The organism is Oceanobacillus sp. B139/18 (assembly GCF_055524595.1).
On record NZ_JBVFXI010000004.1, the window covers coordinates 226,558 to 243,660 of the forward strand.

Annotated in this window: 16 protein-coding genes and 1 pseudogene; 9 read left to right on the forward strand and 8 right to left on the reverse strand. The window is 40.6% G+C overall.

Annotation, left to right across the window (positions count from 1 at the left end; all coding sequences use genetic code 11):
- Positions 1 to 253: 253 nt before the first annotated feature.
- Positions 254 to 1,402: a CapA family protein gene (locus ACZSMY_RS13785; RefSeq protein ID WP_289584731.1), complete on the reverse strand. Its 1,149-nt coding sequence runs from the start codon at positions 1,400 to 1,402 to the stop codon at positions 254 to 256.
- Positions 1,403 to 1,562: 160 nt separating this feature from the next.
- Here ACZSMY_RS13785 and ACZSMY_RS13790 point away from each other — a divergent pair, with 160 nt between their 5' ends.
- Positions 1,563 to 2,603 carry a YdcF family protein gene (locus ACZSMY_RS13790; protein WP_465147898.1) on the forward strand — a complete coding sequence of 347 codons (1,041 nt, stop codon included), beginning with the start codon at positions 1,563 to 1,565 and terminating at the stop codon, positions 2,601 to 2,603.
- Between the two features lie 127 nt (positions 2,604 to 2,730).
- Here the strand turns inward: ACZSMY_RS13790 and chbG are convergent, their stop codons facing one another.
- Together chbG and ACZSMY_RS13800 are read right to left on the reverse strand one after the other, a co-directional pair.
- On the reverse strand, positions 2,731 to 3,429 hold the full coding sequence (chbG, locus tag ACZSMY_RS13795; protein WP_042531551.1) for a chitin disaccharide deacetylase: 699 nt from the start codon (positions 3,427 to 3,429) through the stop codon (positions 2,731 to 2,733).
- A gap of 27 nt (positions 3,430 to 3,456) precedes the next feature.
- Positions 3,457 to 4,179 (reverse strand): GntR family transcriptional regulator, encoded by a 723-nt coding sequence (locus ACZSMY_RS13800; RefSeq protein ID WP_042531552.1) that lies wholly within the window; start codon positions 4,177 to 4,179, stop codon positions 3,457 to 3,459.
- 323 nt (positions 4,180 to 4,502) lie between these two features.
- On the opposite strand from ACZSMY_RS13800, the gene ACZSMY_RS13805 reads away from it, so the two are divergent.
- The 6 genes from ACZSMY_RS13805 (at position 4,503) to ACZSMY_RS13830 (ending at position 10,309) form a co-directional block, all read left to right on the forward strand.
- A complete protein-coding gene (locus tag ACZSMY_RS13805; protein WP_212928526.1) occupies positions 4,503 to 5,813 on the forward strand; it encodes a 6-phospho-beta-glucosidase in 1,311 nt (436 codons plus the stop codon).
- 11 nt (positions 5,814 to 5,824) lie between these two features.
- Positions 5,825 to 7,114, forward strand: a complete 1,290-nt coding sequence (locus ACZSMY_RS13810) for a PTS sugar transporter subunit IIC (RefSeq protein ID WP_084612899.1) — start codon at positions 5,825 to 5,827, stop codon at positions 7,112 to 7,114.
- 3 nt (positions 7,115 to 7,117) lie between these two features.
- A complete protein-coding gene (locus tag ACZSMY_RS13815) occupies positions 7,118 to 7,453 on the forward strand; it encodes a PTS lactose/cellobiose transporter subunit IIA (RefSeq protein ID WP_042531556.1) in 336 nt (111 codons plus the stop codon).
- Between the two features lies 1 nt (position 7,454).
- A complete protein-coding gene (locus ACZSMY_RS13820; RefSeq protein ID WP_042531558.1) occupies positions 7,455 to 7,763 on the forward strand; it encodes a PTS sugar transporter subunit IIB in 309 nt (102 codons plus the stop codon).
- Between the two features lie 306 nt (positions 7,764 to 8,069).
- A complete protein-coding gene (locus ACZSMY_RS13825; protein ID WP_465147899.1) occupies positions 8,070 to 8,909 on the forward strand; it encodes a Cof-type HAD-IIB family hydrolase in 840 nt (279 codons plus the stop codon).
- A 347-nt stretch (positions 8,910 to 9,256) separates the two neighbouring features.
- On the forward strand, positions 9,257 to 10,309 hold the full coding sequence (locus ACZSMY_RS13830; RefSeq protein ID WP_042531562.1) for a 2,3-butanediol dehydrogenase: 1,053 nt from the start codon (positions 9,257 to 9,259) through the stop codon (positions 10,307 to 10,309).
- Between the two features lie 131 nt (positions 10,310 to 10,440).
- Here ACZSMY_RS13830 and ACZSMY_RS13835 read toward each other — a convergent pair whose 3' ends face one another.
- The 4 genes from ACZSMY_RS13835 to ACZSMY_RS13850 form a co-directional block, all read right to left on the reverse strand.
- Positions 10,441 to 10,875: a PH domain-containing protein gene (locus ACZSMY_RS13835; protein ID WP_042531564.1), complete on the reverse strand. Its 435-nt coding sequence runs from the start codon at positions 10,873 to 10,875 to the stop codon at positions 10,441 to 10,443.
- 399 nt (positions 10,876 to 11,274) lie between these two features.
- On the reverse strand, positions 11,275 to 12,093 hold the full coding sequence (locus ACZSMY_RS13840; RefSeq protein WP_042531566.1) for an ABC transporter permease: 819 nt from the start codon (positions 12,091 to 12,093) through the stop codon (positions 11,275 to 11,277).
- A 6-nt stretch (positions 12,094 to 12,099) separates the two neighbouring features.
- A complete protein-coding gene (locus ACZSMY_RS13845) occupies positions 12,100 to 12,867 on the reverse strand; it encodes an ABC transporter ATP-binding protein (RefSeq protein ID WP_042531568.1) in 768 nt (255 codons plus the stop codon).
- A 7-nt stretch (positions 12,868 to 12,874) separates the two neighbouring features.
- Positions 12,875 to 13,933, reverse strand: coding sequence for an ABC transporter substrate-binding protein (locus tag ACZSMY_RS13850; protein WP_042531570.1), 1,059 nt, complete (start codon positions 13,931 to 13,933; stop codon positions 12,875 to 12,877).
- 248 nt (positions 13,934 to 14,181) lie between these two features.
- Here ACZSMY_RS13850 and ACZSMY_RS13855 point away from each other — a divergent pair.
- Positions 14,182 to 14,736: pseudogene (locus tag ACZSMY_RS13855) on the forward strand (N-acetylmuramoyl-L-alanine amidase family protein); the annotation flags it as partial.
- Between the two features lie 519 nt (positions 14,737 to 15,255).
- Here the strand turns inward: ACZSMY_RS13855 and gpmA are convergent.
- Positions 15,256 to 15,951, reverse strand: a complete 696-nt coding sequence (gene gpmA, locus ACZSMY_RS13860; protein WP_042531572.1) for a 2,3-diphosphoglycerate-dependent phosphoglycerate mutase — start codon at positions 15,949 to 15,951, stop codon at positions 15,256 to 15,258.
- Between the two features lie 169 nt (positions 15,952 to 16,120).
- Between gpmA and mmuM the strand changes: the two genes are divergently transcribed.
- Positions 16,121 to 17,065, forward strand: a complete 945-nt coding sequence (gene mmuM, locus ACZSMY_RS13865) for a homocysteine S-methyltransferase (RefSeq protein ID WP_193062776.1) — start codon at positions 16,121 to 16,123, stop codon at positions 17,063 to 17,065.
- The last annotated feature ends 38 nt before the right edge of the window (positions 17,066 to 17,103 follow it).

Consider the following 17,103-nt stretch of genomic DNA (forward strand, 5'->3'; position numbering starts at 1 on the left):
GAATAAGAATAGACGCAAAGGGATTGCATCCTTCTATTTCGCTCAGGTTATGCCCAAATAGGTAACATTCCTAAAATTATATAAATTATTTTTAATTAACACATATAATCTATCACGACTACATCATGAAGTCAACAGAGATTCAAGCGTTTTCATGAGTTGGTCACTTTTATCGCTGTCTTTAGTTAATTTACTCAGTGGATGTGACAGAGTTAAACATTCTAGCCGCCATTATTTTTAATAACCCTTATTGCTATTTAGACAAATTCATCCAATCCAATTCAGGCATCCACTGCGTCATATGGGCTTGCATTTCAGAATAAACGTCATCAAGATTCTCTATCTGCTCCTTCGCTGTTTGTTCTAATGGAACAACTTGTATATCTTTCATGGTACCACCATCTTCTTCAAACTCCACAAAGGTCGGCAGGAAGCGGGGAGCCTCGACGTGTACTTCATCTGCCTTCTTCACCAAATCAAATTCAAAAATTCCGCCAATACGATTGTAAAACTGATATTGACCGGAAAGGAAGTTTCCTAAAGAATAAGCTACCAATGTCTGGTTTCCTTCTTTTCCTTCCAGCCATTCTATCGGCTGAAGAACATGCGGATGATGACCAATCACGACATCCACGCCAAGATCCGCAGTATACTGTGCTAAATCCTTTTGTTCCTGATTAGGCATTCGCGCTTCCTCTTCGCCAAAATGCAGACTGATAATTGTTGCATCTGCCAGCTCGTTTGCTTTTTCAACTTCTTGTTTGATCTGCTCCCGTTGGATCAAATTAACGAGATAAGGTTTTCCCTCTGGGATAGGCATGCCGTTCGTTCCATATGTATAACTTAGAAAAGCAACTGAAATGTTCTGATCTGTTTCTATTACTCTGATTTCAGACTGATCCTTTTTACTTTGGAAGCTTCCCGTGTAAAGCATTCCTATTTCTTGATAATAGGCAATGGCGTTTTGTATCGCTTCTTCGCCGCTGTCTAATGTATGATTATTGGCCATGGTGACGATATCGACGCCAGCATCCTGTAAAGCATCTCCAATTTCGACTGGACTATTGAAATTAGGATACCCTGATAAGCCGATAGATTCCCCGCCCATAATGGTTTCTTGATTGGCAACAGTGATTTCCGGTTCTCTTAAATAATCGGCAGTTTCAGCAAGCATCGGTTTAAAATTATATTTTTTCCCATCCCAGGCATCGTCGTATACACGGTCATGGATTAAAATATCTCCAATAGCGGAAACTGTAATTTGTGAATGAATCCAATCCGTTTCCTTCTCGCTCAGTGAGATGTTTCTATGAGAGTGGGGGCTGCTTATATTCGAATCAGTAGCGGGTGTACATGCTGTTAAAAGAAAAAGGGCGATGAAAAAGTAGGTTAGTTTATGCATAGAAGTCTCCGCCTTTAGCTGTTAATTAGATACATTCTACCACATAATTATTTTGAAACAAATAATGCTTTCATTTATAGAAAAGATTATAATGAAAGAACTTCCTTCTTCTTAGATAGTAGAAAGGTCAATGAGAACAGATGGAAAGAGGTGCGTGTATTTGATATATTTTATTGCTTCCATACCGCTATTATTTTTAATTCTATTTCTAATCAGTTATCTTCGGGACCCGCGTAAGTTGATTAACGGGCTTTTGTTTAATGGGTTTTTAATCACTTTCTTTTTCTTTTGCGCATTCTTTTATATTTACATCGATGGGCCTTATCAGTATATCGTGCTGGTTTTTCCTGCTTTACTTTTGATTTTGATGATTCCGTTTGGCGTGCTCGCATTAATCGCCGGGTTATTTTACAATGCCAAAGTGTTAATGGAGAAGGAGGGGAAACGATTCAGGAACTCCTTAACATTGATCATGGCCATAGGCATACTTACATTGATTATTTTCAATATGGTCAATCCGACACAGTTTTTCCCGGAGTATTTGCATCCGTTATTTGGAGGAGCCAGCTTGGTTGTTATCTATGTTTTCTTGCATATGTTTAACTTTTTAACAGCTTATGGACTGAATCAATGGAGCCGTCCAAAACGAAACCAAGATTTTATCATTGTGTTAGGAAGCGGCTTGATTAATGACCGGGTGTCTCCATTGTTGGCCAGCAGAATTGATAAAGCGATTGAATTTTATCATCAGCAGAAAAAAGTTACGGTTCCGCCGAAAATTATCTTTTCCGGGGGACAGGGCCCGGATGAAGGACTTCCAGAAGCCGAAGCCATGCAAAACTATGCTGTAGAAAAAGGAATACCAGTGGAAGATACGATTCAAGAAGACAAATCAGTCAGCACGTATGAAAATATGAGGTTTTCCAAAAGAATCATGGATAACTTGAGTGGAGAAGGAACGTACCAGAGTATTTTCGCAACGAATAATTTTCATTTATTCCGTGCTGGGATTTATGCACGAAAAGCTGGATTGGACAGCCAGGGGATTGGTTCAAAAACAGCATTTTATTATTGGCCAAATGCCATGGTCAGGGAATATATTGCTGTTGTTGTCATGGGACGCCGCCGTCATTTTATGGCAGTCAGCTGTATTATGGGCTTTGCGTTGCTTTTATCCATTATCAGCTATTTTTTTACCTGAGAACATACTTCATAAAAAAAGAAATCCAAACGTTATCAACATTCTTTCTACAGAATTTGAGATGTTTGGATTTCTTTTTTTATCAAAGAGAATTGGCCGTGAAACCCCTCATGAATGGGGGGACGCTTTATTTTTTCTCTGCCCAATCAGGAACTTTTATCCTGCTGAGAATTTCTATTTCCTTCTCGCGGTCATCCGTGTACGAGCTGACTTTCCTTAAATCGTCATCCACTTGCCCGGGATGGGTCATTACTTCAATTGATGTTCCATTTTCTTCGTGAAGAACATCAAATAAATCATCAGTGATTCCTTCTTTATAAAAACCAGTCCACAGCGTATCTGTCCAGCATATTTCCGGATGATCCGCTATGGAATCAACATAACGCACAGGAACATCGTATTCTTTGGCAAGCTGGATGACTAGATTTTTTAAAGGAGGCCAGCCATGAACGTGATGATGGCTGTCGATATGATCAAGTGGCAAACCTGTTGTTAAATAAGCATCCAGCTGTGCGCGCCATTCCAATTCGACTTCTGAAATATTCGGAGCTTCCATATCGCGATAGCCGCTGGTGAATCGAAAGGTGCCATCGGATTTAACGAGGTTTGGCACAGATGAATGAAGCGGTTTTCCCCAAGTTAATACAAGATGAATGCCAACCTTTAAATCGGGATTTTCCAGCGCCTTTTCGACAGCGTAATCGGTTGCAAGTCCATTCATCATTAAGGTTGTTGATGTTACGCAGCCGTCTTGATGCGCCTGGATGATTCCATCTGTCACTCCTTTTGTCAATCCGAAATCGTCTGCATTGATTTCTATTCGCATGAAAACCACTCCTGATAGATTTTTTAATTACTTCGAATAAGTACGTTCAATCGAGAAGTTTGTTTTATCTCCCCGAAAAAAAGATCTGGAAAACTCAACTTTATTTCCGTCTTTATCTTCCGCCAGTGTTTCAATGTAAAAGCAGGGCAGACCTTGCTCACACTCCAAAAATTTGCAAATTTGCTCATCTGCAAAAGCTATTTCGATATTTTCTGAGGTTTTCGCAATCCACACATCAAAAAATTCATTTAATGATTTATATAGAGAATGGCCGGCATGTTCTGCAGTAATCCCCGGAGCAACAGACCAGGGGACATAAGCTACTTCATACTGTGTAGGCTCTCCATTCGCTTTACGGACACGCTCAATACGTTGAATAGGATCCTGGAGATTCACATTTAGCTGATCAGATAATAATTCATTTGCAGCAACGACAGAAATATCTGATACTTCAATTTCCGGATGTTTCCCCTGGTCGGCTAATTGGTCACTATATCTTCTGACTGTCTGGGATAAAGCCTGTTTTACTTTCTTATCTGCAACAAACGTGCCCCGTCCTTGCTGACGAACTAAATATCCTTCTAATGTAAGCTGATTTAAAGCGGTACGAACCGTGGTACGACTGACATTAAAGCTCTTACATAATTCCAGTTCGGGAGGGATTTTCTCGCCGGGCTGATATTGATTTGTCTTAATACGATGTAACAATTCTTCTTTGATATAAGTGTGTAGCGATTGGTTTCTTTCCATAGATTCCGTACTCCTTTAGCGACACTTTTAAAAAATCATACCCTTTTAAGTGTAAAAGTACAAGGGATAAAGCAATGAATAGGACTAAAGACACGAAAAAGTGATTTTATCCATAGCATTCTTTAAGAAATCAGTATCTAAATTCTTATGAAAGTTTCTACTATAAAGATAGTTTACTAGATAATTGATAAAAACACAATTGTTACAACAATTATATTTTATTTTATATAGACAAATAAAAATTTGTATGATACATTTAAAACAGGTAATACAGATAAAACAATTAAAGCGATTACAAAATAGAATTAAAGGAGCAGTCGATTATGTCTTTAAAAGTAGTAATTATCGGTGGAGGTTCCAGTTATACGCCAGAAATTTTAGAAGGACTTATCGAGCGGCAGCCGACACTTCCTGTTTCAGAAATTGTTCTGGTGGATGTGGAAGCCGGGAAAGAAAAGGTAGCTACAATTTGTCAATTAGGAAACAGGATGATAGAAGAGGCGGGTGCAGCTATTGAGTTAACTTGGACGCTGGACCGGAGAAGTGCTTTAAAAGGAGCAGATTTTGTCTCGACACAGATTCGGGTTGGCGGATTAGCAGCAAGAGCCCAAGACGAGCGAATTCCGTTGAAGCATGGAATGATTGGGCAAGAAACAAACGGTGCTGGCGGAATAATGAAAGCGTTTCGAACGATTCCAGTATTAATGGAAGTAGCTAAAGAAGTCCAGGAGCTTTGTCCAGATGCGTGGATGATTAATTTTACCAATCCGGCAGGTATCGTTACGGAAGCGCTGCTGAATCATTCGGCACATAAAAAGGTTATTGGTGTCTGTAATATTCCATTTAATATGCGACATTCTACGGCTGAACTATTACAGGTCCCTCCTGAGGATGTATGGATTCAATTTATCGGGCTGAATCATTTTGTGTTTGGAGACAAGGTCTATGTCAGCGGAGAGGATCGGACAGAAGATGTATTCCAAAAGCTGCTTCAAAAAGAGTTTGATTACAGTCCGGCGAATATTATGCCATTAGATTGGTCGGAAACATTTATTCAATCTGCCAGACTGCTGCCGAATCCATACCATCAATATTACTTTCAATCAGAAAAAGTATTGGAAAAAGATCTAAAAGCTTATGAAGAGAATGGGACACGTGCGGAAGTTGTTCAAGCGTTAGAAGAATCTCTGTTTGATCTATATAAACAAGAAAGTCTCCGAGAGAAGCCAAAAGAGCTGGAACAGCGCGGCGGTGCATTTTACAGTCAAGTTGCCTGTAGTTTAATGGATTCTATTTATAATAACAAAGAAGATATCCAAACGGTAAATACGTGGAATCATGGCACGATTCCTGATTTACCTTATGACGCAGTGATTGAAGCAAATTGCGTGATTACAAAGAATGGTCCGAAGCCGATTGCGATTGGGGAAATTCCTGCACCGATGCGGGGGATGATTCAAAATATGAAAGCAATGGAAGAGCTGGTAATCAAGGCGAGTATGTCAGGAGATTACAAGGACGCCTACAATGCCTTTCTGGTAAATCCGTTAATTCAAGATGAGAAAAAAGCAAAAGTGGTTTTAGATGAACTGTTGGAAGCACATGAAGATTACTTGCCACAATTTAAACGCTAGGGGGAAGAAAAATGAATAATACATTTATGCAAAAATTTATTGAAATTGCCGGCCGCATCGGCTCACAACGTCATTTAGTTGCTGTTCGTGATGGTTTTGTAGCGATTATGCCTTTAATTATTATCGGTTCGTTAGCCGTATTGATTAATAATTTCCCTGCCTTTGGAAGCTTTGATATGGTGAAGATTTTAAATAATATTTTTGGGGAAGGGAACTGGCAGACGCTGGGCGGAAGTGTTTGGAATGGAACATTTGCCGTAATTGGACTACTCATTTCCTTTACAATCGCTTATAATTTAGCTAAGTCATATGAAATAGATGGATTATCGGTAGGTTTAATCTCTATTGCTTCCTATATTATCTTAGTACCAGAAACAGCAGATTGGGGATTGAATTTTGCCTGGCTGGGTGCGCAAGGATTATTTGTAGCCATTATTATTGCGCTGCTGATAACCGAGTTATTCCGTCTTCTGGTGAAGGCGAATATTACAATCAAAATGCCGGATGGCGTTCCGGAAGGGGTAACCCGTTCCTTTGCTGCATTGATTCCAGCAATGATTATTCTTGCATTAGTCGGTTTATTCCAGGCACTTATCAGTGTATTCGTAGGAATCAGCATGTTTGAGGTTATCTTTAATGCAATACAAGAACCGCTGCAAGGTCTGGGAAATACATTACCTGCAGCACTGGTTGTTTCGTTCTTAAATCATTTGCTTTGGTTCTTTGGTTTACACGGTACCAATATTATTGGATCGGTTATTGAGCCGGTTTATCTGCCGTTGATTGAGCAAAATGCAAGCCTTTTCCAGCAGGGGATGTCTGCGTTTGATGTACCGAATGTTGTGACCAAGCCATTTTTAGATTCTTTTGTCTTCATGGGAGGTTCAGGTACAACGATTGCGCTCTTGATAGCTATCTTTATTGTGATAAGAAGAGAAAAGAACCATCCATATCGGGAGGTCGCCAAGGTATCTGCTCCAGCAGGGTTGTTTAATATCAATGAACCGGTGATTTTTGGGCTGCCGATCGTTTTAAACCCAATTTTCTTGATTCCGTTCATTCTTGTACCAGTTACATTAACCGTTATTTCTTATATCGCGTTATCCACAGGACTGGTACCAAAAACAGTGGCTATTCTGCCGTGGACGACTCCACCGATTCTAAGCGGATATCTGGTAACGGGCGGCAGCGCCAGAGGAATTATTCTTCAGCTTATTAACCTGACTGTTGCGGTGGTTATCTATATCCCGTTCATTATGGCAGGCGTACGTGCGATGAAAGAGAAAATGGGAGGTCAATAAAACATGACAATGACAAAAGAAGAAGTGCAAATGCTTTCCTTTCAAATTATTTTACATGCAGGGAATGCCAAATCCGATGCAATGGAGGCGTTATTGCTAGCTAAAAAAGGGGAATTTGAAGAAGCGGCTAAAAAAATGGATGCAGCGGATGAGGCATTTGCAGAGGCGCATTATATGCAGACAAGCCTGTTGCATGACGAGGCGAATGGGAAAGCAACTCCGCTTTCCGTAATCCTGATTCATGCGCAGGACCATTTAATGAACGCATTAACGGTGAAGGATTTAGCCGTTGAAATGATAGATATGCATCAAAAAATAATTCGTCTGGAGGAGAAATAATATGAAAATACGTTTAGTTTGTTCAGCGGGGATGTCTACGTCGATGCTTGTAAAGAAAATGAAGGAAGCAGCAGAAGCACAGAATGTAGCTGCTGATATTGAAGCGGTTGCAGAATCGCAGCTGAAGAATCATTTAGATCAGTTAGATGTTGTTCTTATCGGGCCCCAAGTTCGCTATCTAGAGGGGAAAATCAAAGAAAAGGTAGAACCTCAAGGTGTTAAGGTAGCTGTCATTGATCAGATGGCATACGGAATGATGCAGGGGGATAAAGTTCTGAAGCAGGCCATTGAATTAAATGGAGAAAACTAGAATAGATATAAAAACTCGTATCTGCGTCTTTGCAGGTACGAGTTTTTGTGTTTGAAGATATTTTCAGCGTACCAGTACATTACCCTTCCACTATAAACAATTCCGTTCTATGATAGAGAAGCAGCTAAAAAGATGGAAGGTTCTTTTGTTACATCAAAAAATAGATGAACAGCTTATTTTAAAATATAATAGAACGATAGCTATGTATTGGAAAAGATAGAAGGAGATACCTGAATAACGTTGCCTACATCGGGAAAGGTTGAAACATAATTTGAAAATAAAAAAGCAGAACTGAGGAGACAGATCATGAAGCCAAAAGCCATATTATTAGATTTAGACGGGACCTTACTGACAAATGAAAAAGTAATTTCGCCAAGAACAAAGAAAGTATTAATGGCGGCGCAGAGGCAAGGGATAAAGCTTGTTTTAGCATCCGGAAGACCATCAAAAGGGATGAAAGATATTGCGCATGAATTAGAAATGAGTGCTTATCAGGGGTTGATAGTATCTTATAATGGAGCGAGAGTAGTTGAGTGTGAAACAGGGAAAGAATTATTCAGCCAGCCTTTGCCTGTCAAATATACAAAAGCTGTTTTAGAGCATCTGCGGAAATTTACAGTTAAAACAATGATTGACCGGGACGATTATCTGTATGTAGAAGATGTGTATGACAATGTGATTCATTATGAAGGAGAAGCAATCAATATTATTAGATATGAAGCCAGAGGGGCTGGACTGAAATTATGCGAGGTGGATGATCTAGCTGATTTTGTGGATTTTCCAGTACATAAAATTTTAGTAGCAGGAGAGCAGGATTACCTGCAAGCCCATTACCAGCAAATGCAAGAGCCGTTTCAAGGCGAAGTAACAGCAGCATTTTCTGCTCCATTTTATTTTGAATTCACGGACAAGGATATTGATAAAGCCAACGCGATTGAGCAGTCACTTTCTTCCTTAGGGGTTGCGGCAAAAGATACTATCGCATTCGGTGATGGACAAAATGATTATACGATGCTGCAGTACGCTGGCAGAAGTATCGCCATGGGGAATGCAAAGGATGAACTGAAACGTGCAGCAGATGAAATTACTTTAACGAATGAAGAGGATGGCATTGCGGTTGTGCTGGAAAAGTTAATAGACGAATGACTCCGGACAGGATGGTGAGCGGTGATGAGAAAAGCGGTAAAATATATTTTGGTATTTTTGCTGGGGATGCTGACTTATTTCATAATTTCAAGCATTTATTTTGTCTTTTTCGGGTGATTTTATAATTTATCACGGAGAACCGCCCGTAAAATTCCCGCTGAATGAAGTTTCGTTTTATGGTCGCATGAGCGTTTGCAGTTAATTCTTACTGGGCATATGGTATAATAGATTGGTAGACAGAGTGTGTTTGCTGAAAAAATAGGTGTATTTAACTAGGTGTGTATTTCATTTAGTGAAAGCAAACTCTGCCTTTTATAAGAAAAATTATAGAATGGGAGAGAGTTTCTATGAAGGCAGCAAGAATTTATGCCGAAAAAGATGTCCGTGTAGAGGATGTCGAAGTAAAAGAAGTCGGGGCAAAAGATGTGAAAGTAGAAGTAGCATGGACTGGTATCTGTGGTTCAGACTTACATGCTTATTCTCATTTTGTTGGTATTCCGACAGAAGAGCATCCAATATCAAAAAGACAAGCTCCGCTGACATTGGGTCATGAGTTTAGCGGAACGGTGACAGAGGTAGGCAGCAGTGTTACCTCGTTCAAGCCTGGCGACCGCGTTTGTATCGAGCCAAACCTTCGCTGCGGAGAATGCAAGGAATGCCGGGAAGGAAATTACCACCTTTGCAGAAATAGTAATGCCGCATTTATCGGCCTTGCTGATGATGGCGGGTTCGCAGAATACTGTGTCATGGAAGAACAATATTGTCATCAAATCCCGGATCATATGACATTGGAGCAGGCAGCGCTTGTAGAGCCGACTGCAGTAACGTATCATGGGGTTGAGATGGCAGGTGTGAAAGCAGGGGATGCGGTACTGGTTACCGGTGCAGGACCAATTGGCCTATTAACGGTTTTGTCAGCTCGTGCAGCAGGTGCGAGTAAAGTATTTGTCAGTGATGTTTCGAAAGAACGTTTAGCACTAGCGGAGACCTTTGGGTTTGTAAAAACATTAAATCCAGCGGAAGATGATGTGATTGGCACAATTATGGAAGATACGAATGGTGATGGTGTTGACGTGGCATTAGAATGTGCAGGCGTTCAGCCGACATTTGATACATGTCTGGAAGCTATTAAACGTACAGGTACCGTTTGTGTGTTAGCGATTTTTGGGAAAAATCCGGAAATCAATGCCTTTGCATCAACAATTAAAGAAGCTAACATTAAATTTTCCCTGGCATATTCCAATATCTACGATCGTGTGATTAATTTAATTGCCAGCGGACAAATCCCTGCTGAAAAAGTAGTGACGAATAAAATTAAATTAGATAATATCGTAGAAGAAGGATTTGACTTACTTCTTAACGATAAAAGTCAATCTAAAATTCTGGTCAGTGCAAAATAAGAGGATTTATAATTGAAAGGTCCACAGGCGAATCATGTCTGTGGACTTTTGCTTTTCATCTGTTATCGCTGTTCAGCCATCCGGAACCGCCAAAGCAGAGGTTTTTTATAAGAACCTGGTTGTTTAAAGGCTCACTTTATTTCTATATTGGGGTTTTGTTTTAATAAATGATGGATTAATGTCTGCTTATCTTTGGGAGAAATGGCAATAACCTTAAATGAATCGTAATTAATTTCAAGTTTGTCCATAGATAGAGCTGGAGCAGTAAATGGATCTTTCGTTTGCCGAATGCTGCGGATATCATCTATTTTTACTTTTTTCTTAAAAGGTCCGCAAGTTATTTTTAGTGTTTTTTCTTCAACCGTGTAATTGGTTTTGAACCAAATCCATAATAAAAGAATGCCAGTAAAGCCCAAGATGATTACTTTTATCCATTGCTTATCTAAAAATGCAGGAGTCATCCAAACACCGAAGTTTGGGAAGAAAACAGGCGGTATAATAAGAAGCAGAGCCGCTCCCCAGATAACAATTCTCATCCACCAATCTTTTTTTGACGGAAATACCATATAAGGTTCCCCCTTCCTACTACATCTACGTTTGTCAGGATGGTAAGTTTCATTTTTATTTTTTGTGCTATAAGAAAGGATAGTGCAAAGTTTCCTCCCTGTTTTAGTAAAGCGGTCCCATGTGAAGGGTACATTGAAAGCATTCGCGTTTTCCGTTTTCTAAAAAAACTAGATATGGAATTCACCCCAATTGGACGAGGGGATGTTTAGAATCGTTAACGGAAAAATAATGCCCCCATATAATCAACTCCCGCGTACAATCATTCTAAAATAAATATATGGCAAAGAACCCTATAAAACAGAATAGAGTGGTTGTTTTTTTACCGTATCTGTTTTATAGGGGCCAGTTTATGAAGCATGATTTATCTGCATTTTATTTATTTATTTATTTAAACTTTTTTATTGCCACGGAATTAATTTACCTTCCAGCCATTTAAGAACTTTATTAAAGGTCAATCCTAGTAATGATAAAATCAAAACGCCGACCATCAGTTTTGATATAATCATCAGGTTTCCATAGTGGAGAACCATGGATCCAAGCCCCTCCTGAGCAGCAATCATTTCAGCAGATACAAGTAAAAGCAGGGAAGTCCCGGCAGCAAGCTTGAGTCCTGCAAAAATCATCGGCAATGCACCGGGAAGGATCACCTTGCGAATAACATTGAAACGGCTGGAACCGAATGTGACAGCAGCTTTAACCAAGAGCGGGTCAACATTCTTTACCCCGGAAAAGGTATTGATAACAACTGGGAAAAAGACCCCAAGCGCAATAATGGTTACCTTGGATAGCTCGCCAATTCCAAGCCACAGGATAAATAATGGCAGTAAGGCAATTTTGGGAATCGGGTAAATGGAATAGACAATTGGCGTTCCGATAGCATCAGCAGTTCGAAAGAAACCAAGAATTAACCCAACTAAAATACCGAAAACGGAACCAAGCGCATACCCCATTAGAATCCGGTATAAACTGGCGCTCAAGTTACTTATAATTTCCCCGTTAGTGAGCATTTCCCACCCAGTTGTTATAATCACTGACGGGGCAGGAAGAAAGAGCGGGGAAACAAATCCCAGCTGCGCAATCAGCTCCCACAATAGGAGCAATCCAAGGATACCTACAAAAGGAGTGTAGAAAGGAACTTGTTTATCGAGATAAGCAACACGGTTTTTAATGACTTTTCGATTTGTTTTTTGAGATGTTTGTTCTATTGATTTTTCCATAACGAATCACTCCTTCAAGGCTTTCTGGGCATCGTGCCGGATGAGCTCCCAAATCTCTTCGGAATAGCGGTTAAATTGCTGTATATGCTCTTCGCTATTTCGTTTTGTCTTTGGCAGATCAATATGAATAATTTGTTTTATTTGCCCGGGATGCCGGGATAAAACAATAACACGGTCGGCAAGATAGACAGCCTCCTGGATGTTATGCGTTACATAAAGCGTGCTTAGACGGGTGCGATTCCAAATGGTAAGTAATTCTTCCTGCATTAATGTCCTTGTCTGAGCATCGAGCGCAGAAAATGGTTCATCCATCAGGAGTAAATCCGGTTCTACAGCAAGAGCCCGGGCGATTCCTGCCCGCTGTTTCATCCCACCGGACAGCTGTTTAGGATAGGCATCTCTAAAGTCAGCTAAGCCGACCATATCAAGGTAGTGATTACCGATTTCCTTCTGCTCTTTTTTGCTTGCACCCCGTTCTTCCAGTCCATAGACAACATTCTGAAAAACGGTTCGCCAAGGAAATAGGGCGTTTTCCTGGAACACGATGCCAAGTGTTGGGTCCTGTTCGATTCCATCAAAGTATACATCACCGGAAGTAGGCGACAATAAGCCGCCTACAATATTCAAAAGCGTCGATTTTCCACAGCCGCTTGGTCCGACCAGTACGACGAATTCCTCTTCATTGATGGAGAAATTGATATCGTTCAATGCGGTCACTTCATTTTTTTTGGCATCGATAAATTTTTTTATAACATTTTCAATGACGATTTTCATACGGTCACTACTCCAATTCGTTTAAAGCTTGTTCAAGGAACTCGGTATTTACGATATCTTCGGCATTGACATTCGCATCTATTAAGTTTTCCTTTGCGTACCAGTCGATTTGTGTTTGGATATCTTCTGAGAGCAGTACGCCGTCCCGATCCATATAAGGCAGCCCGCTTTCAATCAATTGCGGCTCTTGATCTGTATATTCTGCAATAATATTAATGACTTCCTCATAATTTTCCCCTGGAACGATTTCCCCGTCTTCTTTGACAAGAACAGCCTCATAATAATATTGGGTTGCTTTTGCATAAGCTTTCATGAAATTAACTGCCGTTTCCTCATCCTCTGCAAAGGCATTGGAGAAAAAGATTCCGGATGTCTGATAGTCAAAAGCATCGCCAATTTGTTCAATCACTTTCCCGTAGCCTTCTTCCAGCACAAGCGAAATATTCGGTTCATTTAAAAGGACAGCATCTACTTGTTCACTTTCCAATGTTTCCATTAATCCAGGAATGCTGTTTAATGGAACAAGTTCCACATCATCTGTTGTCAGACCGTGTTCCTCAAGCAATCTCCCGGCCATGTAGTGGTAAGTCGACCCGGTTTGAGTAATTCCAATTTGTTTCCCTTTCAGTTCCTCAACAGATTCGATATCTGAATCATTATGTACTAATAATGCAGTGGAGGAATAGCCTTCCTGTTCTCTTCCTTTATCAGCTACGATTAATAATTCCTCTCCGCCCGCAACCATATTGTATAGGCTTGCAGTAATTCCCGTTGCACCGACGTCAATATCCCCGCCGGTTACAGCGACAGCAATTGGCTGTGCCGCATCGAACCAATTTACTTGAAGATCGATTCCTTCTTCTTCAAATAATCCGTGCTCTATTCCAATAAATAGTGGTGCTGAGCTCGTCAGTTTTAGCATTCCGAGTTCAACAGTAGTTAATCCTTCTGAGTCCGATTGCTGTGCATCATCCGAATTTGTACCAGATGCATTATCTCCACAGGCAGCAAGCAAAACTAGCAATGCTAAGAGTGCCATCCATAACAGACTTTTTTTCTTTCTCATTAATATTTCCCCCTTCATAATTAAGTACCAGCACTTGTCCGAATTTTTGAAAAACCGTATGTATGCTTGATATATAGATAATAGAATAGCACAAATAAGTGCTTAATTCTATACGAATTTTTGGAAAATTACAGAAGGAAGATGCCTCTATTTATCGCCATGTAATAAAAATCAGCAAATCACGTAAGGAGCACGTCCATACGGGCAAGCTCTTTTTTCTATATCTTAAATGGAGGGAGGAATTCTATATGGCGAAGATTTACTTGGATCCTGGACATGGAGGAAGTGATACAGGAGCTGTAGGGCAAGGACTCCAAGAAAAAAATGTCACGCTGGCGATTGCTTTGAAAATACGAAATATCTTGAACAATCGTTATCAGGGGCATCAAATTCGGATGAGCCGTACGTCGGATCGAACCGTTTCATTGACTGCACGGACCAATGATGCGAACCAGTGGGGCGCAGATTATTTTGTTTCCATTCATATCAATGCCGGGGGAGGTTCTGGGTACGAAGACTTTATTCACTCCAGTCTTTCTAATCAAGGAGTAACCGGAAGATATCGGCAAATCATGCATGAAGAAGTCATGAAGCAGGTGAACTTTCAAAATCGAGGGAGAAAACAAGCGAATTTTCATGTACTGCGCGAGTCGGCAATGTCAGCTGTTTTAACAGAAAATGGATTCATCGATCATGCGGCAGATGCAGCAAAATTGAAATCGGATGCATTTTTGGAGCAAATTGCTTTAGGACATGCAAGAGGAATCGCGAGGTTATTTCAATTATCCTCTAAAAGCAGCTCAGGGTCTTCCGGTAATTCCGGCGGCTCCAGTAATAACCAGGGAGGCGCTTCATCAGGTGCAGGCAAAACAAATTCCATTGTAGATTACTTGAAATCCATTGGAGCAGATTCCAGCTTTGCCAATCGTGCCAGGCTGGCTGGCTCTTATGGTATTCAAAATTATACGGGAACAGCTGCACAGAATACACGGCTATTAAATGCCATCCGATCTGGAGGGAATTCTGGTAATACTTCTACCGGTTCCTCAGCCAAACGTGTTCATTTGCCAGCATCTGCATCCACCTGGCGAACGTATCCGTTAAATGTTACTCCTGTAAAGAAAAACAGTGATTGGAGCCTTACACCGTCAGCTTTTGGAGGCTTGACTTATACGATTTTAGCAGAGCCGTATCCAAATGTCGTGACGATTCAAACAGGCCGGGGAAGACGTAATATTTATATTGGACCAGATACGAGCGCACGCAGATTATAAAATAAAACTTCATTCAGCAGAGACGTTGATTCTCTGCTGAATGAAGTTTTATTCTTCCTGATCTATAAAGTATTTTGAAACAGGTTCTAAATTGTCATCTAATTCATAAACAAGTGGAACTCCGGTAGGGATGGAAACATTTACAATATCCTCATCGCTGATATCTTCAAGGTATTTCATTAAACCTCTTAAACTGTTCCCGTGTGCAGCGATAATAACACTTTTCCCTGCTCTTACAGATGGTTTTATTACTTCCTCCCAGTAAGGGATAACGCGTTTGATGGTAGTTTCCAGACTTTCACCGAGAGGGATTTCATCTTCGGGTATTTCTTTATATTTTTGCTCATGTCCAGGATAACGTTCATCTTCTTTTTCTAAAAGCGGAGGAGCTGTATCAAAGCTGCGGCGCCAGATATGCACCTGCTCGGCTCCGTATTTCTCTGCCACTTCCTGCTTGTTTAATCCTTGTAAAGCGCCGTAATGCCTTTCGTTCAGCTTCCAGGATTTATGGACGGGGACCCACAGGCTGTCTGTTTCCTCTAAAACATAATTCAGTGTTTTAATGGCTCTTTTTAAATAGGATGTATAGGCCACATCAAAGTGGAATCCATGCTGCTTCAATGCTTGACCTGCATGCTTCGCATCTGCAGCTCCATGATCTGTTAAATCCACATCTGTCCATCCAGTGAAAAGATTGGCCAAATTCCATTCACTTTGTCCATGTCTGATCAGTACAAGCTTCATATATAATCCCTCACTATCCTTTTACATATAACATACCACTGTTTGGAAGGATTTACACATTATGCGAAGGAATAACTTCTAAAAAATTTCTGAAAAAAACAGGGAAAATTTGCAGAAAGGAGAGAATACGATAAGCTAGTAAATAAAAGAGAGATGGAGGTTGCAGGTAATGGTAAAAGTTAATCCAATTGAACAGCTGCTGGATCAATTTGATACATTAATTTTAGACGGTGCATTGGCAACAGAGTTAGAAAAACTGGATTGTGATTTAGAGGATCCCTTGTGGTCAGCTCGTGTTTTGCTGGACGAGCCTGAAAAAATCAGAAAGGTTCATTATGCTTATTTTGAGGCGGGGGCAGATATTGCAATCACAGCAAGCTATCAGGCAAGTATAGATGGTTTTAAAAAGCGCGGAATAAGTGAAGCGGATGCGAGAGCACTTATGAAAAAAACAGTAGAATTAGCACAACAGGCGCGGGAAGATTACTGGATGAAAAAAAAAGAAGCATTCCGTCCCTACCCATTGATAGCCGGTTCTGTCGGGCCATACGGTGCTTATCTTGCAGATGGGTCAGAGTACATCGGGAACTACGGCGTAAGTGATTCGTTTTTATATGAGTTTCACAAGCCGCGTATAGAAGCTTTGGTGGAAGCGGGAGCGGATTTATTAGCGGTGGAAACCATCCCATCACTTCAGGAAGCTCGAGTTATCTGTGATGTACTGAAAGAATTTCCTGATATTTCTGCATGGATGACGTTTTCGTTGAGAGATGCGGTTCATATAAGTGAAGGAACGTCTCTGAAAGAATGTGCAGAAGTTTTAAACGCATGCAGCCAGATTGCAGCTGTAGGGGTAAACTGTGTGACAACGGAATTTGTCAGTGATGCCGTTCAAGCATTGCATGCCAGTACACAAAAACCTATTATCATCTATCCGAATTCTGGCGAACATTATAATCCGGAAACGAAAACATGGAATGGAGATAACGATGTACATATGGATGCCGCGGCTGCTGATTGGGCTAAAAAAGGAGCGAAAATTATCGGCGGCTGCTGCCGGACAGGACCAGAGGATATTAGAGGTATCCATAAGATATTGAGGGGAAATCAGTAGAGATCAGACTTCTTTTCATCATAAAAGCAACGGACAAA